At 66.3% G+C, this 22,069-nt stretch carries 25 protein-coding genes; 9 read left to right on the forward strand and 16 right to left on the reverse strand.

Translation table 11 applies throughout. The annotated features are described in order from the left end of the window. Positions 1 to 82: 82 nt before the first annotated feature. Positions 83 to 1,186 carry a redox-regulated ATPase YchF gene (gene ychF, locus HNQ66_RS09435; protein WP_184143432.1) on the forward strand — a complete coding sequence of 368 codons (1,104 nt, stop codon included), beginning with the start codon at positions 83 to 85 and terminating at the stop codon, positions 1,184 to 1,186. A 34-nt stretch (positions 1,187 to 1,220) separates the two neighbouring features. Here the strand turns inward: ychF and HNQ66_RS09440 are convergent, their stop codons facing one another. After that, positions 1,221 to 2,339 carry a hypothetical protein gene (locus tag HNQ66_RS09440; protein ID WP_184143434.1) on the reverse strand — a complete coding sequence of 373 codons (1,119 nt, stop codon included), beginning with the start codon at positions 2,337 to 2,339 and terminating at the stop codon, positions 1,221 to 1,223. 84 nt (positions 2,340 to 2,423) lie between these two features. On the opposite strand from HNQ66_RS09440, the gene HNQ66_RS09445 reads away from it, so the two are divergent. Together HNQ66_RS09445 and HNQ66_RS09450 are read left to right on the forward strand one after the other, a co-directional pair. After that, entirely contained in the window at positions 2,424 to 2,924 is a 501-nt protein-coding gene (locus HNQ66_RS09445) for a MaoC family dehydratase (protein WP_184143436.1), read from the forward strand. After that, positions 2,911 to 3,378, forward strand: a complete 468-nt coding sequence (locus HNQ66_RS09450; RefSeq protein WP_184143438.1) for a MaoC family dehydratase — start codon at positions 2,911 to 2,913, stop codon at positions 3,376 to 3,378. The genes HNQ66_RS09445 and HNQ66_RS09450 overlap by 14 nt, the downstream gene beginning before the upstream one ends. A 192-nt stretch (positions 3,379 to 3,570) precedes the next feature. On the opposite strand, the gene HNQ66_RS09455 is transcribed toward HNQ66_RS09450, so the two are convergent. From HNQ66_RS09455 to HNQ66_RS09490, 8 genes are all read right to left on the reverse strand, one after another. After that, the gene (locus HNQ66_RS09455; protein ID WP_184143440.1) at positions 3,571 to 4,125 is read right to left on the reverse strand and encodes an adenine phosphoribosyltransferase; all 555 of its coding nucleotides are present in this window, start codon (positions 4,123 to 4,125) and stop codon (positions 3,571 to 3,573) included. Between the two features lie 107 nt (positions 4,126 to 4,232). Beyond that, on the reverse strand, positions 4,233 to 5,111 hold the full coding sequence (locus HNQ66_RS09460; RefSeq protein ID WP_184143442.1) for a cytochrome c1: 879 nt from the start codon (positions 5,109 to 5,111) through the stop codon (positions 4,233 to 4,235). 26 nt (positions 5,112 to 5,137) lie between these two features. Next, on the reverse strand, positions 5,138 to 6,397 hold the full coding sequence (locus tag HNQ66_RS09465; RefSeq protein WP_184143467.1) for a cytochrome b: 1,260 nt from the start codon (positions 6,395 to 6,397) through the stop codon (positions 5,138 to 5,140). Between the two features lie 14 nt (positions 6,398 to 6,411). Then, on the reverse strand, positions 6,412 to 6,990 hold the full coding sequence (gene petA / locus HNQ66_RS09470; RefSeq protein WP_184143469.1) for a ubiquinol-cytochrome c reductase iron-sulfur subunit: 579 nt from the start codon (positions 6,988 to 6,990) through the stop codon (positions 6,412 to 6,414). Between the two features lie 265 nt (positions 6,991 to 7,255). Beyond that, positions 7,256 to 9,124 (reverse strand): ABC transporter ATP-binding protein, encoded by a 1,869-nt coding sequence (locus HNQ66_RS09475; protein ID WP_184143471.1) that lies wholly within the window; start codon positions 9,122 to 9,124, stop codon positions 7,256 to 7,258. 50 nt (positions 9,125 to 9,174) lie between these two features. Continuing rightward, complete coding sequence (locus HNQ66_RS09480) at positions 9,175 to 9,486, reverse strand: type II toxin-antitoxin system RelE/ParE family toxin (RefSeq protein ID WP_184143473.1); 312 nt, start codon at positions 9,484 to 9,486, stop codon at positions 9,175 to 9,177. Beyond that, entirely contained in the window at positions 9,483 to 9,755 is a 273-nt protein-coding gene (locus HNQ66_RS09485; protein ID WP_184143475.1) for a type II toxin-antitoxin system ParD family antitoxin, read from the reverse strand. Before HNQ66_RS09485 ends, HNQ66_RS09480 begins: the two co-directional genes overlap by 4 nt. 110 nt (positions 9,756 to 9,865) lie before the next feature. Beyond that, a complete protein-coding gene (locus HNQ66_RS09490; RefSeq protein ID WP_184143477.1) occupies positions 9,866 to 11,725 on the reverse strand; it encodes an ABC transporter ATP-binding protein in 1,860 nt (619 codons plus the stop codon). Positions 11,726 to 12,072: 347 nt separating this feature from the next. Here HNQ66_RS09490 and HNQ66_RS09495 point away from each other — a divergent pair, with 347 nt between their 5' ends. Continuing rightward, positions 12,073 to 12,534 (forward strand): tRNA (cytidine(34)-2'-O)-methyltransferase, encoded by a 462-nt coding sequence (locus HNQ66_RS09495; RefSeq protein ID WP_184143479.1) that lies wholly within the window; start codon positions 12,073 to 12,075, stop codon positions 12,532 to 12,534. A gap of 1 nt (position 12,535) precedes the next feature. Here HNQ66_RS09495 and HNQ66_RS09500 read toward each other — a convergent pair whose 3' ends face one another. Then, positions 12,536 to 13,750, reverse strand: a complete 1,215-nt coding sequence (locus tag HNQ66_RS09500; RefSeq protein ID WP_184143481.1) for an MFS transporter — start codon at positions 13,748 to 13,750, stop codon at positions 12,536 to 12,538. Next, a complete protein-coding gene (locus HNQ66_RS09505; protein ID WP_184143483.1) occupies positions 13,747 to 14,319 on the reverse strand; it encodes an NADPH-dependent FMN reductase in 573 nt (190 codons plus the stop codon). The genes HNQ66_RS09500 and HNQ66_RS09505 overlap by 4 nt, the downstream gene beginning before the upstream one ends. 72 nt (positions 14,320 to 14,391) lie before the next feature. On the opposite strand from HNQ66_RS09505, the gene soxR reads away from it, so the two are divergent. Further along, a complete protein-coding gene (gene soxR, locus HNQ66_RS09510) occupies positions 14,392 to 14,862 on the forward strand; it encodes a redox-sensitive transcriptional activator SoxR (protein ID WP_184143485.1) in 471 nt (156 codons plus the stop codon). Here the strand turns inward: soxR and HNQ66_RS09515 are convergent. Next, positions 14,855 to 16,135 (reverse strand): hemolysin family protein, encoded by a 1,281-nt coding sequence (locus HNQ66_RS09515; RefSeq protein ID WP_184143487.1) that lies wholly within the window; start codon positions 16,133 to 16,135, stop codon positions 14,855 to 14,857. The genes soxR and HNQ66_RS09515 overlap by 8 nt on opposite strands. Positions 16,136 to 16,268: 133 nt before the next feature. Further along, complete coding sequence (locus HNQ66_RS09520; protein ID WP_184143489.1) at positions 16,269 to 16,526, reverse strand: hypothetical protein; 258 nt, start codon at positions 16,524 to 16,526, stop codon at positions 16,269 to 16,271. 187 nt (positions 16,527 to 16,713) lie between these two features. Between HNQ66_RS09520 and hemF the strand changes: the two genes are divergently transcribed. From hemF to HNQ66_RS09535, 3 genes are all read left to right on the forward strand, one after another. Continuing rightward, positions 16,714 to 17,625: an oxygen-dependent coproporphyrinogen oxidase gene (gene hemF, locus HNQ66_RS09525; protein ID WP_184143491.1), complete on the forward strand. Its 912-nt coding sequence runs from the start codon at positions 16,714 to 16,716 to the stop codon at positions 17,623 to 17,625. A 91-nt stretch (positions 17,626 to 17,716) separates the two neighbouring features. Continuing rightward, entirely contained in the window at positions 17,717 to 17,923 is a 207-nt protein-coding gene (locus HNQ66_RS09530) for a hypothetical protein (RefSeq protein ID WP_184143493.1), read from the forward strand. Positions 17,924 to 18,028: 105 nt separating this feature from the next. Next, a complete protein-coding gene (locus HNQ66_RS09535) occupies positions 18,029 to 18,220 on the forward strand; it encodes a DUF1059 domain-containing protein (protein WP_184143495.1) in 192 nt (63 codons plus the stop codon). Positions 18,221 to 18,331: 111 nt separating this feature from the next. Here HNQ66_RS09535 and HNQ66_RS09540 read toward each other — a convergent pair whose 3' ends face one another. From HNQ66_RS09540 to HNQ66_RS09550, 3 genes are read right to left on the reverse strand one after another with little or no spacing between them, the layout of a single operon-like run. Beyond that, positions 18,332 to 19,630, reverse strand: a complete 1,299-nt coding sequence (locus tag HNQ66_RS09540; RefSeq protein ID WP_184143497.1) for a CCA tRNA nucleotidyltransferase — start codon at positions 19,628 to 19,630, stop codon at positions 18,332 to 18,334. Beyond that, positions 19,627 to 20,259 (reverse strand): CoA pyrophosphatase, encoded by a 633-nt coding sequence (locus HNQ66_RS09545; protein ID WP_184143499.1) that lies wholly within the window; start codon positions 20,257 to 20,259, stop codon positions 19,627 to 19,629. The genes HNQ66_RS09540 and HNQ66_RS09545 overlap by 4 nt, the downstream gene beginning before the upstream one ends. After that, the gene (locus HNQ66_RS09550) at positions 20,256 to 20,873 is read right to left on the reverse strand and encodes a DUF1285 domain-containing protein (protein WP_184143501.1); all 618 of its coding nucleotides are present in this window, start codon (positions 20,871 to 20,873) and stop codon (positions 20,256 to 20,258) included. Before HNQ66_RS09550 ends, HNQ66_RS09545 begins: the two co-directional genes overlap by 4 nt. Before the next feature lie 178 nt (positions 20,874 to 21,051). On the opposite strand from HNQ66_RS09550, the gene HNQ66_RS09555 reads away from it, so the two are divergent. Beyond that, positions 21,052 to 22,065 (forward strand): AAA family ATPase, encoded by a 1,014-nt coding sequence (locus tag HNQ66_RS09555; RefSeq protein WP_184143503.1) that lies wholly within the window; start codon positions 21,052 to 21,054, stop codon positions 22,063 to 22,065. Positions 22,066 to 22,069 lie beyond the last annotated feature (4 nt).

Here is a 22,069-nt window from a genome sequence, read left to right on the forward strand (position 1 = left end):
GCGGCCCCGAGGCCCTTGACCCTGCCCCGTCCTTCCCCCATAGCGAGGGCAACGATTTTCCTGAGACGAACGGACCACCTCCATGGGCTTCAAATGCGGTATCGTCGGTCTGCCGAATGTCGGCAAGTCGACCCTCTTCAACGCGCTGACCAAGACGGCGGCTGCGCAGGCGGCGAACTATCCCTTCTGCACCATCGAGCCGAACACCGGCGAAGTCGCCGTGCCGGACCCGCGCATGAAGGCGCTCGCCACCGTCGCGGGTTCCAAGGAGATCATCCCGACGCGCATCTCCTTCGTCGACATCGCCGGCCTCGTGCGCGGCGCCTCCAAGGGTGAAGGCCTCGGCAACAAGTTCCTCGCCAACATCCGCGAAGTCGATGCCGTGGTGCATGTGCTGCGCTGCTTCGAGGACACCGACATCACCCATGTCGAAGGCCGCATCGACCCCGTCGCCGACGCCGAGACGATCGAGACCGAGCTGATGCTCGCCGACCTCGAGAGCCTGGAGCGGCGCGTCGAGCAGACCCGCAAGCGCGCCACCGGCAAGGACAAGGAATCCGTGGCGCAGCTTCCGGTCATGGAAGCCGTCATCAAGCTCCTCAACGAAGGCAAGCCGGCGCGCCTTCTCCTCAAGACGCTGGCGCCCGAGGAGATCGACATCCTCAAGGGCCTCAACCTTTTGACCTCGCACCCGGTCCTCTACGTCTGCAACGTCGCGGAAGCCGACGCTGCGACCGGCAACGCCCATACCGAGGCCGTCGCCGCCATGGCGAAGGAACAGGGCGCCGAATGCGTCGTCATTTCCGCCGCCATCGAATCGGAGGTCGCCCAGCTTCCCGAGGAGGAAGCGGCCGAGTTCCTTTCCGCGCTCGGCCTCGAGGAAGCCGGCCTCGACCGGCTCATCCGCGCCGGCTATCACCTGCTCGACCTCATCACCTATTTCACCGTCGGCCCCAAGGAGACCCGCGCCTGGACCATCGTGCGCGGCACCAAGGCCCCGCAGGCCGCCGGCGTCATCCATACGGATTTCGAGCGCGGCTTCATCCGCGCCTTCACCATCGCCTATGACGACTACATCGCCTACAAGGGCGAAGTCGGCGCCAAGGAGGCCGGCAAGGGCCGCGACGAAGGCAAGGAATACGTGGTGCAGGACGGCGACGTCATCCACTTCCGCTTCAACACGTAAGATCGCTTGTCTCTGCCGATCCCGCTGCCGCCCTTCACCGAAGAGGCGGCAGTTTCTCTTTCAGGGCCAGCGGCAGCGGCGTGACGGCCCAGCGCCGGAAATGCGGCCAGCCGACCCCGATGGTCAGCACGACGAGCCCGACGATCAGCAGCGTCACGAAGACGTAGGTCTCGGGCCCGGCGGCCGTGTTGCGCAGCATGCTCGCCGTCGCCATCCCAAGGGAGACCAGCCCCGAGGTGACGAAGGCGCGCCGGTCGATGACAAGGCCGATCGTCATGAACACCGCGACGATGGCGATGACGATCAGCGCGTCCGGCAGGCCCTTCTCGGCGCTGAAGAGGGCATCGTCGTTGAAATCCCTCAGGAAGACCAGCGCCAGCATCGCATAGAGCAGCGCCGGCGCCGTCGCCAGGTGCAGCCAGAAGGCGACGTCCGAGCGCCGCGTCACCCGGAAGCGGTCGGAAAGGTCGTAGCGCATCGCCACCGTAAACAGCGCCAGCGCGCCGGCAAGGAAGATCGCCGCGGAAGCCGAGGGATGGGCGAGGATGAAATCCCCCTGCCCGCTCACCCTCGACAGGCCGAGGAACACGAGGCCGAGCGCGATGCCGGCAAGCGACACGATCCACAGGCTGAGCGCCAGCGGAATGCGGTAGCGCAGGTAGAACGGCCCCATCAGCAGCGTGAAGGGCAGCATGGTCAGCACGAAGCGCAGCATCGGCTCGGCATCCGGCCCGAGCCGGTCCTCGAGCAGGACGATGCTCGTCATGAAGATCCAGTGCGCGAAGATCAGCGTCAGCGCCACCGCCGGAAGGGCGAGCCGCTGCCGGCGCACCAGAATCTCGGCAAGGACGATCACCGCCGGCAGCACGCCGAACAGCGAGCCGACGCCCCAGACGCCGGCCATGGCGATGCAGAGGCCGATGGTGATCAGCACGTCGTGGAAGCCGCGGATGAAGCGCGGCGCCTCCGTATCCTCGACCGGGGCGATCACCTCCGCCTCCGCCGGCCTGGCAATGTCGAGCGCCGCGCCCGCTGCCGGCACGGCGAGGCCGACGCCGCGCGCCTCCATGTAGGGCAGCAGCCGCGCCGCCTGCTCGGGCGACAGGAGGCCCTCGCCGGCCGCTCCATCGAGCACGGATTTCAAGGTCTGCATGGTCGAATCTCCGGTGACGGCCGACCCGCACCTTAAACGCGTGGGGGCCGCTGGCAAGGCTTGCAAAAGGCCGCCCCGCCCGCCATGCTCTGCCCGCAACAGGACGGACGGGACGTGGCCAGCTATACTTTTGAAGACTTTACGCCGGGCCGCCGCTTCGAATTCGAGAAGCGGACGATGACGGCAGACGCGATCATCGCCTTTGCGCGGGAATTCGACCCGCAGCCCATGCATCTCGACGAGGCGGCCGGCCGGGCCAGCATCCTCGGTGGCCTTGCCGCCTCCGGCTGGCACACCAGCGCCGTGATGATGCGCATGCTCTACGAGGCCTATATAAACGGCTCGACCTCGGAAGGCTCGCCCGGCGTCGACCTCATGGAATGGAAGCGCCCTGTGCTGGCCGGCGATACGCTCGGCGGCCATTGCGCGGTGCTGGAGGCGCGCGTCTCGCGCTCGCGGCCGGAGATCGGCATCGTGCGCCTGCGCGCCGAGGTGACCAACCAGCGCGACGAGGTCGTCGCGGTCTGCGAATATATCAACATGATGCGCCTTGCGGCGACGGGAGCCGGCCATGCGCATGACTGAGCTTTACGCTCTCAACGAGACGGTCGATATCGGCAGCCTCACCTTCACGGCGGAGGATATCGTGCACTTTGCGCGGGACTTCGACCCGCAGCCCTTCCATCTCGACGCGGAGCTTGCCAGGGATACCCTCTTCGGCGGCCTCTGCGCTTCCGGCTGGCACACCAGCGCCGGCTGGATGAAATGCTTCCTCGCCTTCTGGGCGGGCGAATGCCGGCGGCTTGCGGAAAAGGGCATCACGCCGCCGAACCTCGGCCCCTCGCCGGGCTTCACCAGGCTCGGCTGGCTGCGTCCGGTCTTCGCCGGCGACACGATCACCTATTCTGTGAGCCTCCTCGGCTCCCGCGCGCTTGCCTCCTACCCGGACCGCGTGATGAACACGATCCTCTGCGCCGGCCGCAACCAGAACGACGAGCCGGTCATCCGCTTCGAGAGCACGGTGCTGGAGTTTATTTGAGGGCGCGGGGGCTTACCCCCCTCTGGCCTGCCGGCCATCTCCCCCTCAAGGGGGGAGATCGGCAAGACGCAAGGGCATTGCTCAAATCGCAACGTTAGAGAAGGGCGAAACATCACTCCATCCAATCTCCCCCCTTGAGGGGGAGATGCCCGGTAGGGCAGAGGGGGGTGAGCCGCGAACGCCGGACCCGCCTCAATCCCCCTCGAACGAAATCAGCGTGCGCACTTCCACGCCCAGCGCTTCCAGCTTGCGGCGCCCGCCAAGGCCCGGCAGGTCGATGACGAAGCAGGCGGCGACGATGTCGGCGCCCATCTGGCGCAAGAGCTTGACGGCCGCTTCCGCCGTACCGCCGGTGGCGATGAGGTCGTCGACGAGGATGACCTTCTCGCCCGGCTTGACCGCATCCTTGTGCATTTCCATCTCGTCCACGCCGTATTCCAGGCTGTAGGCGATGCGCACGGTCTCGTGCGGCAGCTTGCCCTTCTTGCGGATCGGCACGAAGCCGGTGGAGAGCTGGTGGGCCATGGCGCCGCCGAGGATGAAGCCGCGCGCCTCGATGCCGGCGACCTTGGCGACGCCGATGCCGGCATAGGGATGCACCAGCTCGTCCACCGCGCGGCGGAAGGCGCGCGGGTTTCCGAGCAGCGTGGTGATGTCGCGGAACACGATGCCGGGCTTGGGATAGTCCGGGATATTGCGGATCGCGGCGATGAGTTCTTCTTCGACGGTGGATTTCAGGCTGGACATGAGGGTTTCCCGGCTGCGGCGCTTCGTCCGGTTATTGCAGGTGCGGCCGCCGGCCTCAACAAAAAAGGCGGCCCGGAGGCCGCCTTTCAACCGCGCGGGAAGACCGCTCAGTGTTCCTTGTTCGCGTAGACCGACTTCTTCGTCAGGTAGATCAGGCCGGTGAAGATCACCAGGAAGACCATGACCATGAAGCCGGTGCGCTTGCGCTCTTCCAGGTGGGGCTCGGCGGCCCACATCAGGAAGGCGGCGACGTCGTGGGCGTACTGGTCGACCGTCTGCGGCGAGCCGTCGTCATAGGTGACCTGGTCGTCGGAGATCGGCTTGGCCATGGCGAGCGCCGCGGCGTTTGCGAAATACGGGTTGTAGTGCGTGCCTTCGGCGACTTCGATATTCGCCGGCTGCTCTTCGTCGTAGCCCGTCAGCAGCGAGTAGATATAGTCCGGCCCGCCTTCCTGGTACTGCGTGAAGATGTCGAAGATGAACTGCGGGAAGCCGCGGGTGATGCCGCGTGCCTTGGCGAGCAGCGACATGTCCGGGGGAGCAGCGCCGTTGTTGGCGGCGGCGGCGGCCTCGTCGTTCGGGAACGGAGACGGGAAGTGATCCGAAGGCAGGGCCTTGCGGGTGTACATCTCGCCGTCGCTGTTCGGGCCGTCCTGCACTTCGTAGTTCGCCGCGAAGGCCTTCACCTGCGCTTCGGAATAGCCGAGGCCTTCCAGCGTGCGGAAGGACACGAGGTGCATGGAGTGGCACGCCGAACAGACTTCGGTGTAGACCTTCAGGCCGCGCTGGAGCTGGCCCTTGTCGTACTTGCCGAACGGACCGGCGAAGGACCATTCCTGCTCCTTCGGGTGGCGGAGGGGATAGTGCGGCGTGGCGTGTTCGGCCTCCGCACCGGCGGCGGGCGCTGCATCCTCCGCCGTGGCGAAGGAGACGCCGAGGCCGGCGACGAGGGCAAGCGACAGAATGCCTGCGACTAGCTTTTTCATTGTCATTGTTCCTTTCGTCGCTCAGATCAGGCCTTGGCGGTGTTCTTTTCCAGAACCGCTTCCGTGATGGAGTTCGGAATGCGCTTCGGGGTTTCGATCAGGCCGAGGAGCGGCATGAGGACGATGAAGAAGCCGAAGTAGTAGAGCGTGCCGAGCTGCGAGAGGACGACGTAGACGCCTTCCGCGGGCTGGGCGCCGAGCCAGCCGAGCATGATGGCATTGGCGACGAACAGCCAGAAGAACAGCTTGTACCACGGACGGTAGACGGCCGAGCGGACCTTCGACGTGTCGAGCCAGGGCAGGAAGAACAGCACGATGATCGCGCCGAACATCACGAGGACGCCGCCGAGCTTGGAGTCGATCGGGCCGACGTTGAAGGTGATGGCGCGCAGCATCGCGTAGAACGGCAGGTAGTACCATTCCGGAACGATGTGGGCCGGGGTCTTCAGCGGGTTGGCCATCGTGTAGTTGTCGGGATGGCCGAGGTAGTTCGGCATGTAGAAGATGAACCAGGCGAAGACGATCAGGAAGACCGAAACGCCGAGCGCATCCTTGACGGTGGCATAGGGCGTGAAGGCGACCGTGTCGGTCTTGGACTTCACCTCGACGCCCGTCGGGTTCGTCTGGCCGGTGACGTGCAGCGCCCAGATGTGCAGCACGACGACGCCGGCGATCATGAAGGGCAGCAGGTAATGCAGCGAGAAGAAGCGGTTCAGCGTCGGGTTGTCGACCGCGAAGCCGCCAAGCAGGAACTGCTGGATCCACTCGCCGACCCACGGGAAGGCCGAGAAGAAGCCGGTGATGACCGTCGCGCCCCAGAAGGACATCTGGCCCCAGGGCAGGACGTAGCCCATGAAGCCGGTCGCCATCATCAGGAGATAGATGACGACGCCGAGGATCCAGAGGATTTCGCGCGGCGCCTTGTAGGAGCCGTAGTAGAGGCCGCGGGCGATGTGGAGATAGACCGCGATGAAGAAGAAGGACGCGCCGTTGGCGTGCATGTAGCGCAGCAGCCAGCCGTGGTTCACGTCGCGCATGATCTTCTCGACCGAATTGAACGCGACCGAGGTCTCGGCGGCATAGTGCATGGCGAGCACGACGCCGGTGAGGATCTGCACGATGAGCATAACCGACAGCATGGCGCCGAAGGTGTAGGCATAGTTCAGGTTGCGCGGAACCGGATAGGAAACGAAGCTGTCATGGATCATGCGCGGCAGAGGCAGGCGCGAGTCGACCCATTTTTCGATGCCAGTCGTCGGCTGGTAGGTTGAATGTTCAGCACTCATTATCAGTAGTCCCCTCAACCGATCTTGATGACTGTGTCGGATACGAACGAGTAGGTCGGCACGGCGAGGTTCTGCGGTGCCGGACCCTTACGGATGCGGCCTGCTGTATCGTAGTGCGAACCGTGGCAGGGACAGAACCACCCGCCGAAATCGCCGGCCTGGCCGAGCGGAACGCAACCGAGATGGGTGCAGGAGCCGATCATGACGATCCAGTTCTCCTTGCCCTCGCCGGCCGAACGGTCGACGTCCGTCGCTTCGGCATCGGCGGGAATGTTGGCGTTGCGGGCGACCGGGTCCTTGAGGTCGGTCAGCGGAACGGCCTTGGCCTCTTCCACTTCCTTGTCCGTGCGGTTGCGGATGAAGACCGGCTTGCCGCGCCACTTGGCCGTCAGCGACATGCCGGGCTCGAGGCTGGAGACGTCGACCTCGATGGAGGCGAGTGCCAGCGTGGACGCGTCCGGGCGCATCTGGTCGATGAACGGCCAGGCGACCGCCACGCCGCCCACGACGCCCGCCATACCCGTGGTCAGGTAAAGAAAATCGCGGCGAGTGGGCTCGCCCAGGGATTCGCTTGTTGTCTCGTGTTCGCTCACGGCTAAACCATCCTCTCACGCAAAGTCTCGCGGAAACCCGCAACGCCCCTTTGGAAACCGGCAAGATCCGGACACAATACGGCCATAGATTCCCCGTCAATCCGGCGCGTTCTATGCTTGATCGCAAATTATGTCCAGCCTTGGCAAGGGGAGGTGGGCACATTGTCGCGGGAAAAACGGGCCATCTTGACAGGCCGGACGCATCGCCCTGAACATTCGGCATTTCCGAAGTGAAAAAGCCAGCGAAATACGACGCTTGGCCGTCCTATTGCGCCGCGTCCTCATGGCCGAGGAATCCGCCCGACTGGCGCGACCACAGATCCGCATAGAGCCCGCCCTTCGCAACGAGCGCGCCATGCGTCCCCTCCTCCACGATATGGCCGCGATCCATGACGATCAGCCGGTCGAGCGCGGCGATGGTGGACAGGCGGTGCGCGATGGCGAGCACGGTCTTGCCGCGCATCAGACGCTCAAGGTTCGACTGGATCGCCGCCTCGACCTCCGAATCGAGCGCCGACGTCGCCTCGTCCAGCACGAGGATCGGCGCGTCCTTCAGCATGACGCGGGCAATGGCGATGCGCTGGCGCTGGCCGCCGGAGAGCTTTACGCCGCGCTCGCCGACATGGGCGTCGTAGCCCGTCCGGCCGCGCTGGTCTTCCAGGGAAAGGATGAAGTCGTGCGCCTCGGCGCGCCGGGCCGCCTCGATCATCTCGGCCTCGCTCGCATCGGGATTGCCGAAGAGGATGTTGTCGCGGATCGAACGATGGAGCAGCGCCGTATCCTGGCTGACCATGCCGATATTGGCGCGCAGGCTCTCCTGCGTGACCGTCGCGATATCCGTGCCGCCGACGAGGATGCGCCCGCCTTCCAGATCGTAGAAGCGCAGCAGCAGGTTGACGAGCGTGGACTTGCCCGCGCCCGAGCGCCCGACGATGCCGACCTTCTCGCCCGGCCGGATGGAGAGCGAGAGATTGTCGATGACGCCGGAGGCGCGGCCGTAGTGGAAGCGCACATTCTCGAAGCGGACATCCGGCCGCTCGACCGTCAGCGCCGGCGCATCCGGCTTGTCGACGAGGCCGATCGGCTGGGAGATGAGGTCGGCGGAATTCTGGATCGTGCCGATATTGCGCATGATGCTGTTGAGCTGCGTCATCAGCCGGTTCAGCAGGAAGTTCAGCCTGAGCACCAGCGCCATGGTGAAGGCGACGGCGCCCGAGCTGATGAGGCCGGTGAGCCAGAGGTGGATGCACAGCACCGCCATGCCGGCGATCATCAGGCCGGAGAGGAAGGCGAGCGAGGCGCGCAGCGACGTGAGCAGCCGCGTGAAATCGAGGATCGTCGTCTGGAAGACATCGAAGCCATCGCGCATGTAGCGGTCGTTCGCCTCGTCGCGCCCGAAGAGTTTCAGCGTCTGGATGTTGGAATAGGCGTCGACCATGCGGCCGCTGATCATCGAGGCCGCCTCGGCCGACTGGCGCGAATGCTCGCGGATGCGCGGCACGAAGTAGCGCGCCAGCACGGCGAAGACCGAGAGCCACACGAAAAGCACCGCCGCCAGCCTCCAGTCGAGCTGGCCGAGCAGCACCAGCGTCGAGGCCGTGTAGATCGTCACGAACCAGATGCTTTCGAGGAACGAGGTGATGACGTCGCCCGTCGCCTGCCCCGCCGACCAGACCTTGGTGACGATGCGGCCGGAGAAATCGTTCTGGAAGAAGGAAAGCGACTGGCGCGCCACATGCACATAGGATTGCCAGCGCACGAGATTATAAAAGCCCGGCGTGATGACCTGCTGGTCGACCAGCGCGGCAAGGAACGCGACGGCGAAGCGCACGATGCCGATGAGCGCGAGCATCATGAGGAGTTCCGGCCCGTGCGCGGCAAGAAGCCCGCTCCACCCCTCGCCCGGCTTCACGGTCGCCAGCATGTCGACGAGCCGGCCGACGAACCAGAACGTCGCCGCCTCGATCCCCGCCGTGATGCCGCCGAGCACCAGGAGCGCGGCGAACGGCGCCTTGGCCTGCCGGACATAGAACCAGACGAAGGCGGACAGCTCCCGCGGCGGCCGCAGGTCGTCCCGCCGCGCGAAGGGCTGTATCCAGTTCTCGAAGAAGGAGAAAAGCGGCCGGAAGATCATGCCCCCGATATAGGCCGTTTTGAACGGCGGGCAAATTAAAGATCGGAAAGCTACCGTTCCAAAATCCGCTCGATATCCCGTCGCCCGTGAAGAATCCGAACGACCGTGAGGGCGTCATCGGCGACGAGATAATAGATCTTCATATCGTCGAATCCCTCGATCGGCCACGTCCGCAAACCTGCAAGCCGTGGGCTCTTCATCGGGCGCGGCGCTCCTGCCTGCGGCGTATGGGAAAGATGCTCGATGGCGATACGGGCAGCGACGAGAAAACGGTCGGCTATATGCTCCTGACCGATCTCGATGAAATAACCGACCTGCCGGACGATATCCGCACGGGCGGCAGGAAGGACGAGGGTTTTCAACGCGCGCCGCTTTTGCGCGGACGCGCTGCAAGAAGCTGGGCGGCCTCGGTCTTCAGCTCCGTCCAGAAGGCAGCATCCGGGACATCGCCCTTTCCGGAAGCGAGGCCTTCGAGCAGCAACGCCTCCAGCCGTGCGTCCTTTTCCTTCTCCTGAGCATCGCGCAGGAGGCTGCGGAAATATTCGCTGACATTGCCGTAGCCCTTCGTCTCGATCTGGCTCTCGACGAAAGATTTCAGGGTATCGGGCAGGGAGATCGTGATCGTCGCCATCGCAGCATTCCTTCCTCTTCGTTCTCTATAGCAGGATTCTCAACTTATCCCAACAGATAAGAACAAATAGGAAGACACCCTCCCCTTTCGAGAAGGGCGTCTTCGAAGGCTTACTCCGCAGCCACTTCCGGCTCCGCCTCGGCGTCGTCGGCGATGAAGCCGCCGGACTGGCGGGTCCAGAGGTCGGCGTAGATGCCGCCCTTGGCGACGAGCTCGGCGTGGGTGCCGGTCTCGTGGATGCGGCCCTTGTCGAGAACGACGAGGCGGTCCATCTCGGTCAGGGTCGACAGGCGGTGCGCGATGGCGATCACCGTCTTGCCCTGCATGAGGGCGAAGAGGTTTTCCTGGATCGCCGCCTCGACTTCCGAATCGAGCGCCGAGGTCGCCTCGTCCAGCACCAGGATCGGCGCGTCCTTCAGGAAGACGCGGGCGATCGCGATGCGCTGGCGCTGGCCGCCGGAGAGTTTCACGCCGCGCTCGCCGACCTGCGCGTCGAGGCCGGAGCGGCCCTGCTGGTCGGAAAGCCCCTCGATGAACTCCCAGGCATTGGCGCGTTTGGCCGCCTCGATGATCTCGGCGTCGCTCGCCTCCGGCTTGCCGTAGGCGATGTTGTCGCGGATCGAGCGGTGCAGCAGGGAGGTATCCTGCGTGACCACGCCGATCTGCGAGCGCAGGCTGTCCTGCGTCACCGTGGCGATGTCCTTGCCGTCGATGGTGATCCTGCCGGCTTCGAGATCGTAGAACCGCAGCAGCACGTTCATCAGCGTCGTCTTGCCGGCGCCGGAGCGGCCGACGAGGCCGACCTTCTCGCCCGCGGCGATGTCGAGCGACAGGTCCTCGATCGCGCCCTTGTTCTTGCCGTAGTGGAAGCGGACGTGGTCGAAGCGGATCGCGCCCCTCGCGACCGGCAATGCGGGCGCCTCGGGATGGTCCTTGATGTCGTGCGGCTTGGTCATCATGCCCATGCCGTCGAAGACCGTGCCGATGTTCTCGAAGAGCGCGGTCACTTCCCACATCACCCATTGCGACATGCCGTTGATGCGCATGGCAAGGCCGACGGCGACCGCTACGGCACCGACCGTCACGTCGCCGGACATCCAGAAATAGATGCCGACCGCAGCCGTCAGGGCCATCGCGACGACGTTATTGATGTCGATGGCGATGTTGAAGGCGGTGATGAGCCGCATCTGCCTGTGCACGGTCTGGAGGAACCCGTCCATGCCTTCGCGGGCATAGGTTTCCTCGCGTCCGGCATGGGAGAACAGCTTGACCGTCGCGATATTGGTGTAGCTGTCGACGATCCGGCCCGTCATCATCGAGCGCGCATCCGCCTGCTCGCGCGAGACCACCATGAGCTTCGGCACGAAATAGCGCAGGATGCCGAGGTAGACGACCAGCCACACCATCAGCGGCACGACGAGGCGCAGGTCCGCCGAGGCGATGATCGCGATCATCGAGACGAAGTAGCTGATGACATAGATGAAGACGTCGATGATCTTCATCACCGTCTCGCGCACGGCGAGCGCCGTCTGCATCACCTTCGTCGAGACGCGGCCGGCGAACTCGTTGGAGAAGAAGGTCATGCTCTGGCGGATGAGGTAGCGGTGCATCTGCCAGCGGGCGATCATCGGGAAATTGCCGGCGAGCGCCTGGTGCATGGTCATCGTGTGCAGCGCGCCGATGCCCGGAATGAGGACGAGCAGCAGCACGGCCATCCAGACGAGCGTGCCGCCCTCGCGGGCAAGTAAGGTGCCCGGATCGCCCGCCGAAAGCCAGTCGACGATATTGCCGAGGAACTGGAACAGCAGCACCTCGGCGATGCCGAGCGCCATGGAGCAGAAGCCGAGCACGAAAAGCCACGGCGCCGCCGGCTTCGTATAGTGCCACAGGAAGGCGAAAAGGCCCTTCGGCGGCAGCGAGGGCGCCTCGGAAGGATAGGGATTCAAACGTCTTTCGAACCAGCCGAACATGGCTATCTCCGTAATATCAAAGACGGAACCGGCACGGACGGCGCAAAACGGGCGCGGCCGGGGCTCCGGAGGAATGCCGCGGGGCGACGAAAGGCGTCACGCGGCGAATTGAAACAATGGGTCTGCGAAGGGGATTTGGGCGGCGATGTGCCTACGCGAGAAGAGGCGTGATGCCGGCCGGGAGGCGGCGCCGATGCGTGATATTCATCTTGATCCTCCCTGTTCTCGCGTTGAAGATGCCCCTTGGTTAGCCCGAAACGGCGCAATTTGCCAGTGGCTTCGTCGCAAATGCGCATCTGCGCCCAATTCTGTTGCCACGGCGCCACAGGCACGCTAGGCGGAAGGCCATGTCCGCCCTGCGCATCGCCCTCTACCAGCCCGATATCGCCGGCAATACCGGCACGATCCTGCGCCTTGCCGCCTGCCTCGGCCTTTCGGTCGATATCATAGAGCCGGCGGGCTTCGACATTTCCGACCGCAGCCTGAAGCGGGCCGGCATGGACTACCTCGCCGCCGTGACGCTGACGCGGCATGTGAGCTGGGACCGGTTCGAGGAATGGCGGGCGGAAGGCGGCCGCCGCCTCGTCCTCGCCTCCACCAAGGCGGCCGGGCTCTACACGGACTTCGCTTACCTTCCGGACGACATTCTGCTCTTCGGCCGCGAGAGCGCCGGCGTGCCGGACCGCGTGCACGAGACGGCGGACGGCCGCGTGCTCATCCCCATGGTCGAGGGGCAGCGCTCCATCAACGTCGCGCTGTCGGCCGCCATGATCTGTGGCGAGGCGCTGCGCCAGACGGGCTTTGCCTGACCTAGCCATGGCCGGACCGCAGGAGGCACGCGGCGAAGGCCGCAAGGCCGATGGCGAGCGTGACCGCCCCGGCAACGGCGAAGGCCCCGCCGAAGCCGAGGCTGCCGACCAGCGGCTGCGAGACGATCGGCGAGAGGAACTGGCCGGCGAAGATACCCGAGACGAGAAGGCCGGAAATGCGCCCGCGCAGGGCCGGCGGGGCGAGCAGCATGGCGCTTGCTGCGAAGGTCGGCATGATCGTGCCCATGCAGATGCCGGAAACCGTCATGGCGAGGAGGACCGCCGCATAGCTTTCGGCGTGCCATAAGAGGAGATAGGAAATCCCCGCCGAGGTGAAACCGAGGCCGAAGAGCCCGACCAGCCCGAGCCGGCGGCGCAGCGGCGCGAAGGCGAGTGCGCTCACCACGCCGACGATCTGGCCCGCCCCGATCGCCACGCCGGCAAGGCTCGGCGCACCGAAGCCGAGCGCCCTCAGATAGAAGGGAAGCTGCGTCGGGATCATGTAGAAGGCGATCATGTTGATGGCGGCGGCGAGAAAGAGAAGGCCGAGCAGCGCCATCGCCCGCCCGCCGAGCCGGTCCCCTTCCCCGGCCGTTGCCGGACCGGCCGGGCGCGCGCGATGCGGCTCCGGCAGGAAGGCGAGCGCGGCCGGCAGGGTGAGGAGCGCGACGGTGTAGATGAGGAACGGCCCGCGCCAGTGCACCTCCGCCAGGAACCCGCCGCCCGTCAGGAAGATCGTGCCGCCGACGCCGACGAAGGCCTGCTGCAGGCCCATGTAGCGGTCGCGCGCCGCCCCCTGGAAGAAATCGCCGACGAGCGCCGTCGTCGCCGTCATCAGGCCGCCGACGGCAATGCCCAGCACCGCGCGGCCGACGAGCAGCCCCGGCAGCGTATCGAGGACGAGGCCGGACGCCCCGGCGACGGCGAAGAGCGCCAGCGAGAAGAGCATCAGCGGCTTGCGGCCGAAGCGATCGACGAGGAAGCCCGCGGCCGGCGAGAAGAGCGCGATGAAGACGGCCGGCAGCGTCAGCACGAGGCGGCTCAGCAGCGCCACGTTCTCCACATCGGCAAAGCGCGCCGCAATGCCCGGCAGCGACGCGGAGATCGTCGCGCCGGACATGATGGTGAGCGTGCTGATGAAGAGCAGCGTCGCGTTGCGCCGGAACTCTTCCGGGGAACGCGCCACTTCCGCTGCCGCAAAGTGTTCCGGCTTCATGCCGCCGCCTCGTCGTATCGGGTTGCGATCCGCGCCGTCTTCAGCGCGTCCGCCCACCAGGTCAGCCGCTTCATCAGCACGGCAAGCTGGCCGTTCAGGTGGCCGGGCCGGAACGGGTTGCCGGCGGGGTCGAACTGCGTCCAGGCATGGGCAAGGCTCACTGTCTCGCGGATCGCCACGGCATGCAACTCGGCAAAGACCAGCCGGAGCTGTTCCACGGCGCGAAGCCCGCCGGAAACCCCGCCGTAGGAGACGAAGGCGACGGGCTTGGCATGCCAGGGCCGGAAGCAGCTATCGATGATCGCCTTCAGCGCCGCCGGATAGGCATGGTTGTATTCCGGCGTCACGATGAGGAAGGCATCGGCCTGCGAGATACGGCTCTCGACCAGTTCCGCCGAGGCCTCGTCGAGGCCGCCGGGCGTGAAGGAAAGCTCGGCCGGGTCGATGCGCACGATGTTGTATTGATGGAAGCCGGCAAGCTCCGGCTCCAGCCAGCCCGCGATCGTATCGGCAAAGCGCCCCTCGCGGCCGCTGCCATAGATGAGGGCGATGGTCAGTCTTTCTGTCATGCGGAAAATGCTCCATTGGAAAAGCAGGGAGCAGCCCGTATAAAACCTCAACCAATATTGAGGTCAACAGCGATGACACAAAAAACTGCAAGGGACGGAGCCCCCCGGCAGCTCACCGTCGGCGAAGTGGCCGAGCGCAGCGGCGTCGCCGTCTCCACGCTGCATTTCTACGAGACCAAGGGGCTGATCGAAAGCAGCCGCAACCGCGGCAACCAGCGGCGCTATCCGCGCAGCATCCTGCGGCGCGTGGCGGTGATCAAGGTCGCCCAGCGCACCGGCATTCCGCTCGGCGAGATCGCCGAGGCGCTGTCCGTGCTGCCGCACGACCGGCCGCTGACGGCGAAGGACTGGAAGAAGCTGTCGGCGACCTGGCGCCACCAGCTCGACGAGCGCATCGCCCGCCTGACGAAGCTGCGCGACCAGCTCGACGGCTGCATCGGCTGCGGCTGCCTTTCCATGCAGGAATGTCCGCTGCGCAACCCGCTGGACGCGCTGGGGGCGGAAGGCCCCGGCGCGCGTCTGCTGGAGCCCGGCGCTAGCTGAGGCGGGTGGCGAGCAGCTTGTCGACGCGCCGGCCGTCCATGTCGACGACCTCGAAGCGCCAGCCCTGGGTCTCGGTGATCTCGCCGGTCTTCGGCAGCTTCTGCAGCGATTCGATGACGAGGCCGGCGGCCGTCTGGTAGCTGCGGCGGGCGGGCAACTGCAGGCCGAGCCGGTCGGCCATCTCGTCGATGGGCATGGAGCCGGCGATCAGCCACGAGCCGTCCTCGCGCTGCACGGCATAGTCGTCGTCGCCCTCGTCGATATCGGCGCGGAAGACGCCGGCAATCGCCTCCAGCACGTCGGCCGGCGTGATGACGCCTTCGAAGTGGCCGTATTCGTCGTGGATGAGCAGGATCGGCACTTCGGAATTGCGCAGCGTCTCCAGCACGCGCATCGCATCCATCGTGTCGGGCACGATGGGCGCCTGGCGGACGAAGGCGCGCACGTCGAGCGGCTGGCCCGTCAGCATGGCCGAGAGCAGCTCGCGCTTCTGCACGATGCCGACGATGGTTTCCGGCCCGCCGTCGGCGACCGGCAGGCGCGAATGCGGCGTCTCGATGATCTGCTGGCGGATTTCCTCCGGCGTATCGTCGAGGTCGATCCAGTCGACGTCGTTGCGCGGCGTCATGAGGCCGCGCGCCTCGCGGTCGGAAAAGCGCATGACGCCCGCGATCATCAGCTTCTCGCCGCCCTCGATGACGCCCGCCGCCTCGGCCTCGGCGACGATGGTCTTGATCTCCTCGTCGGTGACGACGCTCTCGGCGACCTCGTGCTGGCCGGTGAGGCGGAAGATCAGTCGCGTCGAGGCGTCGAGCACCCAGACGGCCGGCGCGCCCACCTTCGACAGGAGCGACATGGTCGGCGCGACGAGCGTGGCGAAGCGCTCGGGGTTCTTCAGCGCGATCTGCTTGGGCACAAGCTCGCCGACGACGACCGAAAGATAGGTGATGAAGGAGATGACGATACCGTAGCCGAGCGGATCGACCAGCCATTCCGGCACGCCCTGCGCATGCAGGATGTCACGCAGGCGCCCGCCGAGCGCTGCGCCCGAGAAGGCGCCGGCGAGGATGCCGATGAGCGTGATGCCGATCTGCACGGTGGAGAGGAACTTGCCGGGGTCCTCCGCCAGCTTGAGCGCGGCGGCGGCGCCGCGCGAGCCCTGGGCCGCCATGGTTTTCAGCCGCGGCTTGCGCGAGGAGACGATGGAAAGCTCGGAAAGGGCGAAGACCCCGTTCAAGAGGATCAGGAAGACGGCAATCGCGAGTTCGAACAAGGGCTATGAGCCGTGCTTGAGAACCGCAACGGCGCCTTTCTATTGATGACGATGCGCGCAAGATAAGGATGCGACGGCCCGTCGTCAATCGAGCGTGTCGCCGGCAGGCCTTCGCAGCCATGTTTCGAAGCGTTCAATCGGCGCTCGGCAGGCGGCGCATGGTGAATTCGATGCGGTCGCCGTCGAGCGTCCGCCAGCTTTCCACCTCGGTCCAGTAGGCGGCTTTCGGCCAGAGGTCGAACCATTCGCGCGCCTTCCGGCGCGCCTCCGCCCGCTCAAGGCAGAAGGTCTCGCGCACGAAATGGCCCTGCCCGGCGTTCGTCTCGCGCCGGCGGCGCTCGATCTGGCGCCGAAGCCCCTCCATCGGGGGCGGACCGGGAACACGCGCCATGCAGGTTTCCTCCTGGCAGCCTATTCGACAGGTTGAACATAGGCCGCCTCCGGGCGTTTTGCGAGTCCCGCCATCCGGCATTGCCGGCCCGGCGCGGTTGCCAAACGGCGCAAAGTTGGGAACTGTGGCCAAAATGTGATTCGGCGGCGCGGGAGCCGCCGACGGGAAGAACCGAGCGGGAAGCACCATGGAACGCCCTGACCTGCCGAAAGGCCTGCCCGAGGATATCGAAGAGAAGAAGGCCGCGGCCCGCGCCTGGTTCGAGCAGTTGCGCGATGCGATCTGTGCGGCCTTCGAGGCGATCGAGGACGACCTGGAAGGCCCGCTTTCCGACCTGCCGGCGGGCCGCTTCGTGGCGAAGGACTGGCTGCGCGAAAGCGGCGAAGGCGGCGGCGGGCGCATGTCGATGATGGAAGGCCGCGTCTTCGAGAAGGTGGGCGTGCACACCTCCACCGTCTTCGGCGAGTTCTCGCCGGAATTCCGCGGCCAGATCCCGGGCGCAAGCGAAGACCCGCGCTTCTGGGCCTCCGGCATCTCGCTGATCGCCCATCCGGTGAATCCCAACGTGCCGGCCGTGCACATGAACACGCGCATGGTCGTCACCACCAGCCACTGGTTCGGCGGCGGGGCGGACCTGACGCCGGTGCTCGACCGCCGCCGGGTGATGAGCGATCCCGACACGGTGCTCTTCCACAAGGCGATGGAGATCGCCTGCAACCGCCATCCCGTCGCCGATCACGGCCGGTTCAAGGCCTGGTGCGACGAGTATTTCTTCCTGAAGCACCGCAGCGAGCCGCGCGGCACCGGCGGCATCTTCTACGACTGGCAGCATTCGCCGGAGGAGGCGGGCGGCTGGGAGGCGGACTTCGCCTTCACGCAGGATGTCGGCCGCGCCTTCGCCATGGTCTACCCCAAGATCGTGCGGTCCAACTTCAACAAGGGCTGGACGGAGGAGGACCGCGACGAGCAGCTCATCCGCCGCGGCCGCTACGTGGAGTTCAACCTGCTCTACGACCGCGGCACGATCTTCGGCCTGAAGACCGGCGGCAATGTCGAGTCCATCCTCTCGTCCATGCCGCCCGTCGTGCGCTGGCCTTGACGAACGCCATCCCGCTAGCGGCCTTGTGATTACGGCTTGCCGGGCCTTTGTGGTACCATGCTTGAAGCGTGATTCCACCAAGGAGGCAGTCATGGATCATGATGCAGCACGCACGGCTCCAGAGCCGCACCCTGCCGCTCCGCGCGGCGAAGACCTTCCCCATGCCTATTTCATCGAGGAGGCCCGCTGGCGGCGGACCGGCACCCTCCACCACCTTGCAGACAGGCGGGCAAAGCCCGAGGACCTCAGCTCCTCCGCCTGCTTCGACGCCTGGGCGAAGGACGAGGACGCGGCCTGAGAAGGCAGGGAACTTCCCGCGCCGTTTCCCGTTCGAGTTGGCGGAATTTGGCCGATCCGGCCGCTTCTGTTACACTTGTTGCCTTGAAACGACAGGAGATAGGTCATGAGACTTTTTGAATGCGGTTCACTCGTCCCCGGATGCGAATGGCATACGCGGGCCAATGACGACGCCGAAGTCGTCCGCCGCGCGGTCGAGCACATGCGCACCGCCCACGGCGAAACCACCATCCGCGAAAGCATGGTCGACCACATCAAGGAACGCATCGTCGACGAGAAGGCGGCGGACGCGGCCTGACGGAGCAGAGCGGTAAGACCCTCTCTGCCTGCCGGCATCTCCCCCACAAGGGGGGAGAAAGGCTTGCAGCCTGCTTTTCCTTCAAATCTTGAACGTCGAGAGTGCCGAGGATTAAGTCCCTCCCCCTTGTGGGGAGGGATTAGGGAGGGGTCTTTCCCCCTTCACCACTTCCTCCAGCCGCACCAGCAGCCTCGCCCGCTCGTCGCGGAAATTCCCCGTCACCCATTCCTCCTCGATCCTCCCCAGCACCGCCCCGACCTTCGGCCCGGCCGGAACGCCCGCGGCCAGCACGTCCGCGCCATTCAGCGGAAAAGCCGGCTTCTGCCATTTCCCGGCGCGGGCGAGCAGGCGCTGGCAAAGGCCGGCGAAGGCGAGCGCGTCCGGGTCGGCAAGGCCGCGCGTGCGCGCCGATGCAAGCGCCAGCTTCAGGCGAAAGGAAAGGCCTTGCGGCCCGTGGCGGTAAAGCAGCCGGTCGAAGGCCGTTTCGGCGAGCTTCGGCGCGATCTGCGGAGCGGACGCCCAATGGTCGAGCACCGCCGCTTCCGCTTTCGAAAGCCGTAGCCGCTCGGAAAGCAGCCCCAGCCGCTCGCGGTCCGGCGGCACGATGGCGGCTAGGCGCAGCAAGGGGTCCGGCGTCCAGCCGAAGGCCTTCTCCGCCTCGATAAGGCCGGGAATGGCGTCGATGCCCCATTTCTCCGTCTCCGGCAAGACGGCGGTGAGGACGCCCGCCTGCCGCATCCACAGCAGCGCCCGGCCCGGATCGGGCGCGGCGAGCAGCTTCTTCGTCTCGGACCAGACGCGCTCGGCCGAGAGTTTCGAAAGCGTCTCCTTCGCCCGCGCGCAGGCTTTCAGCCCTTCCGCGTCCGGCCGGCCGCTGCCGTAGAGCGCGAAGAAGCGGAAGAAGCGCAGGATGCGCAGGTGGTCCTCCGCGATGCGCGCGCTCGCATCGCCGATGAAGCGCACCGTGCGGCTCTCGATATCCGGCAGGCCGTTCACGAGGTCGACGACCGTGCCGTCCTTGCCCGCATAGAGCGCATTGATGGTGAGGTCGCGCCGCTCGGCATCCGCCTGCCAGTCCGTGCCGAAGGCAACCTCGGCGTGGCGCCCGTCCGTCGAAACGTCCCGCCGGAGCGTCGTCACCTCGAAAGGCTTGCCCTCCAGCACCAGCGTCACCGTGCCGTGCGCGATGCCGGTCGGCACGGCCTTGATGCCGGCGGCCTTCGCGCGCTCCACCACCGCCTCGGGCCGGAGCGTCGTCGCGATATCGACATCGGCGACCGGCAGGCCCATCAGGCTGTTGCGCACGGCCCCGCCCGCAACGCGCGCCTCCCCGCCTTCATCGTTCAGCAGCGCCAGGACGGAAACGAGCGCCGGATCGGTGAACCACGCCTCGCCCGAAACAGAGGTCATGCATAAAGCCTTTCATAGATCACCCGCACGATGCCGGCGGTGATGCCCCAGATATTATGCCCCTCATAGGGCATGCGATAATAATGCCGCTCGCTGCCGAGCCAGACGCCGCTGCCCTGCGCATGGTTGCGCGGGTCCATCAGGAAGGAGAGCGGCACGTCGAAGACCCGCTCCACCTCGGCCGGATTGGGCGAAAGATCGAAGCCCGGCCGCACCACCGCCAGCACCGGCGTGATGGAGAAGCCTGAGAGCGCCTTGTAGTGCGGCAGACGGGCGACCGGCTCGACGAAATGCCGCGCAAGGCCGATCTCCTCCTCCGCCTCGCGCAGCGCGGCCTCCTCCGCGTCCGCATCCTCCGCATCGACCGCTCCGCCCGGAAAGGCGACCTGGCCGGAATGCTTGCGCAGCGCCGCCGTGCGCTGGGTGAAGATCACGCGCGCATCCTCGCCGTCGTCGACGACGGGAACCAGCACGGCCGCATCGCGCAGGTGCATGCCTTCGAGATGGGCAATGGCGGCGGGGTTGAGCAGGCTGTCGCCATGCTCGCGCCAGCTCTCCTCGCCGACGGTCGGCATCTGCGCCATCGCCCGGCGGCGGAATTCGGCGGCGCTGTAGGGGGCGAGGCTCATCGGGAAAGCGCATCCAGCTCGGCCGCCGGCATGACCGGGAAGACCATGCCGCCGGAGCGCACGGCGAACATCTCGACCCCGTCGACCGCGATTGTCTCGCCCAGCGCCACCAGCTCGTACATCACCGCCCGCGAGACGAGCGCCTCCAGCCGGCCGCGCACGAGGAGATAGGGCTTCAGCTCGCTGTTCTCGCCGGAAATGACGAAGCGCAGCGGATGCTCCGGCCCCGCCTCGACCACGTCGCCGACATTGGTGCGGAAGGTGAGCGCCTGCGCCTCGCCCTTTCCGCCTGCATTCATCTCGACGGCAATAAAGGGTGCGTCGGCGACGCGGATGCCGACCTTCTCGACGGGCGTCACGAGATAGGTCCGGCCGTCCTCGTCCTTGCGCAGCACCGTGGAAAAGAGTCGCACCAGCGGCGCCCGGCCGATCGGCGTCCCGAGGTAGAACCAGGTGCCGTCGGCGCGGATCTCCATGTCGATATCGCCGCAGAACGGCGGGTTCCAGCGCTCGACCGGCGGCAGGCCGCGCCCGCCCGTCTCGGCGCCGGCGCGCGCGATGAGCGCGGCCAGTCCCGCAGCGTCCGTGCTTTCGCGAATTTCGCCCTTTGCCATTGTTCCGTCCCGGTTCAATCCTATCTCCGCGAGAAGAAAGGGTGGATACACGCTTTCTTCCGAGATAGTCATTTCGCGGCCGCTTGTCAGCCACGGGTGAGCCAATAAGGTTTCGATGATAGGAGCGAATGCGGCAAGGCCGCGATTCGCGAAGATGCAGAGTCGCATTGGAGAGCACATGGGCGTTCAGAATTCCCCCGAGGCGAGCCTGGACGAGAAGGCGGTCATCGCCGCCGCCGAACGGGCGCTCTCCGACATCGCGCGCGTGCGCCAGGAAGTCGCCAAGGTCATCTTCGGCCAGGAAAGCGTGGTGGAGCAGACGCTGCTCGCCGTGCTCTCCGGCGGCCATGCCCTGCTCGTCGGCGTGCCGGGCCTTGCCAAGACCAAGCTGGTGGCGACGCTCGGCACGGTGCTCGGCCTTTCCGCAAGCCGCATCCAGTTCACGCCCGACCTGATGCCTTCCGATATCCTCGGCTCGGAGGTGATGGACCAGGACGAGAACGGCAAGCGCTCCTTCCGCTTCGTGCCCGGCCCGATCTTCACGCAATTGCTGATGGCCGACGAGATCAACCGCGCCTCGCCGCGCACCCAGTCCGCCCTCCTCCAGGCCATGCAGGAATACCACGTCACGGTCGCCGGCCGGCCGAACGACCTGCCGAGGCCCTTCCATGTGCTGGCGACGCAGAACCCGCTGGAGCAGGAAGGCACCTATCCGCTGCCCGAAGCCCAGCTCGACCGCTTCCTGCTGCAGGTCGACGTCGGCTACCCGGACCTTGCCGCCGAGCGGCAGATCCTGCTGGAAACGACGGGCGTCAGTGACGCGGAGGCCGAACCCGTGCTTTCCGCCGCCCGCCTCCTGGAAATCCAGACCCTCATCCGCCAGATGCCGGTGAGCGAGAAGGTGCTCGACGCGATCCTCGCGCTGGTTCGCTCCGCCCGCCCCGGCAACGGCGATGCCGCGACCGACAGGCACGTCGCCTGGGGCCCCGGCCCGCGCGCCGGCCAGGCGATGATGCTCTGCGCAAGGGCCCGCGCGCTCTATGACGGGCGGCTCGCGCCCTCCGTCGACGACGTGCTGGCGCTTGCCGAACCCGTGCTGCAGCACCGCATGGCGCTGACCTTCGGCGCGCGCGCCGAAGGCATGTCCGTGCGCGACGTCATTGCCGGCCTTGTGCGGCAGGCGGGCGGCTGATCGG

This window comes from Shinella fusca, assembly GCF_014203155.1.
GTDB classification, from domain to species: Bacteria; Pseudomonadota; Alphaproteobacteria; order Rhizobiales; family Rhizobiaceae; genus Shinella; species Shinella fusca.

Coding starts and splice junctions, on each gene's coding strand:
- HNQ66_RS09450 (WP_184143438.1), top strand. CDS start 2,911: ATGCGCATGACTGAGCTTTACGCTCTCAACGAGACGGTCGATATCGGC.
- HNQ66_RS09455 (WP_184143440.1), bottom strand. CDS start 4,125: ATGTCCAGCCTGAAATCCACCGTCGAAGAAGAACTCATCGCCGCGATC.
- HNQ66_RS09555 (WP_184143503.1), top strand. CDS start 21,052: ATGGGCGTTCAGAATTCCCCCGAGGCGAGCCTGGACGAGAAGGCGGTC.
- HNQ66_RS09465 (WP_184143467.1), bottom strand. CDS start 6,397: ATGAGTGCTGAACATTCAACCTACCAGCCGACGACTGGCATCGAAAAA.
- HNQ66_RS09545 (WP_184143499.1), bottom strand. CDS start 20,259: ATGAGCCTCGCCCCCTACAGCGCCGCCGAATTCCGCCGCCGGGCGATG.
- HNQ66_RS09505 (WP_184143483.1), bottom strand. CDS start 14,319: ATGACAGAAAGACTGACCATCGCCCTCATCTATGGCAGCGGCCGCGAG.
- HNQ66_RS09520 (WP_184143489.1), bottom strand. CDS start 16,526: ATGGCGCGTGTTCCCGGTCCGCCCCCGATGGAGGGGCTTCGGCGCCAG.
- HNQ66_RS09500 (WP_184143481.1), bottom strand. CDS start 13,750: ATGAAGCCGGAACACTTTGCGGCAGCGGAAGTGGCGCGTTCCCCGGAA.
- hemF (WP_184143491.1), top strand. CDS start 16,714: ATGGAACGCCCTGACCTGCCGAAAGGCCTGCCCGAGGATATCGAAGAG.
- HNQ66_RS09530 (WP_184143493.1), top strand. CDS start 17,717: ATGGATCATGATGCAGCACGCACGGCTCCAGAGCCGCACCCTGCCGCT.
- HNQ66_RS09495 (WP_184143479.1), top strand. CDS start 12,073: ATGTCCGCCCTGCGCATCGCCCTCTACCAGCCCGATATCGCCGGCAAT.
- HNQ66_RS09445 (WP_184143436.1), top strand. CDS start 2,424: ATGCTCTGCCCGCAACAGGACGGACGGGACGTGGCCAGCTATACTTTT.
- soxR (WP_184143485.1), top strand. CDS start 14,392: ATGACACAAAAAACTGCAAGGGACGGAGCCCCCCGGCAGCTCACCGTC.
- HNQ66_RS09440 (WP_184143434.1), bottom strand. CDS start 2,339: ATGCAGACCTTGAAATCCGTGCTCGATGGAGCGGCCGGCGAGGGCCTC.
- HNQ66_RS09540 (WP_184143497.1), bottom strand. CDS start 19,630: ATGACCTCTGTTTCGGGCGAGGCGTGGTTCACCGATCCGGCGCTCGTT.
- HNQ66_RS09490 (WP_184143477.1), bottom strand. CDS start 11,725: ATGTTCGGCTGGTTCGAAAGACGTTTGAATCCCTATCCTTCCGAGGCG.
- HNQ66_RS09475 (WP_184143471.1), bottom strand. CDS start 9,124: ATGATCTTCCGGCCGCTTTTCTCCTTCTTCGAGAACTGGATACAGCCC.
- HNQ66_RS09535 (WP_184143495.1), top strand. CDS start 18,029: ATGAGACTTTTTGAATGCGGTTCACTCGTCCCCGGATGCGAATGGCAT.
- HNQ66_RS09550 (WP_184143501.1), bottom strand. CDS start 20,873: ATGGCAAAGGGCGAAATTCGCGAAAGCACGGACGCTGCGGGACTGGCC.
- HNQ66_RS09460 (WP_184143442.1), bottom strand. CDS start 5,111: ATGAAAAAGCTAGTCGCAGGCATTCTGTCGCTTGCCCTCGTCGCCGGC.
- ychF (WP_184143432.1), top strand. CDS start 83: ATGGGCTTCAAATGCGGTATCGTCGGTCTGCCGAATGTCGGCAAGTCG.
- HNQ66_RS09485 (WP_184143475.1), bottom strand. CDS start 9,755: ATGGCGACGATCACGATCTCCCTGCCCGATACCCTGAAATCTTTCGTC.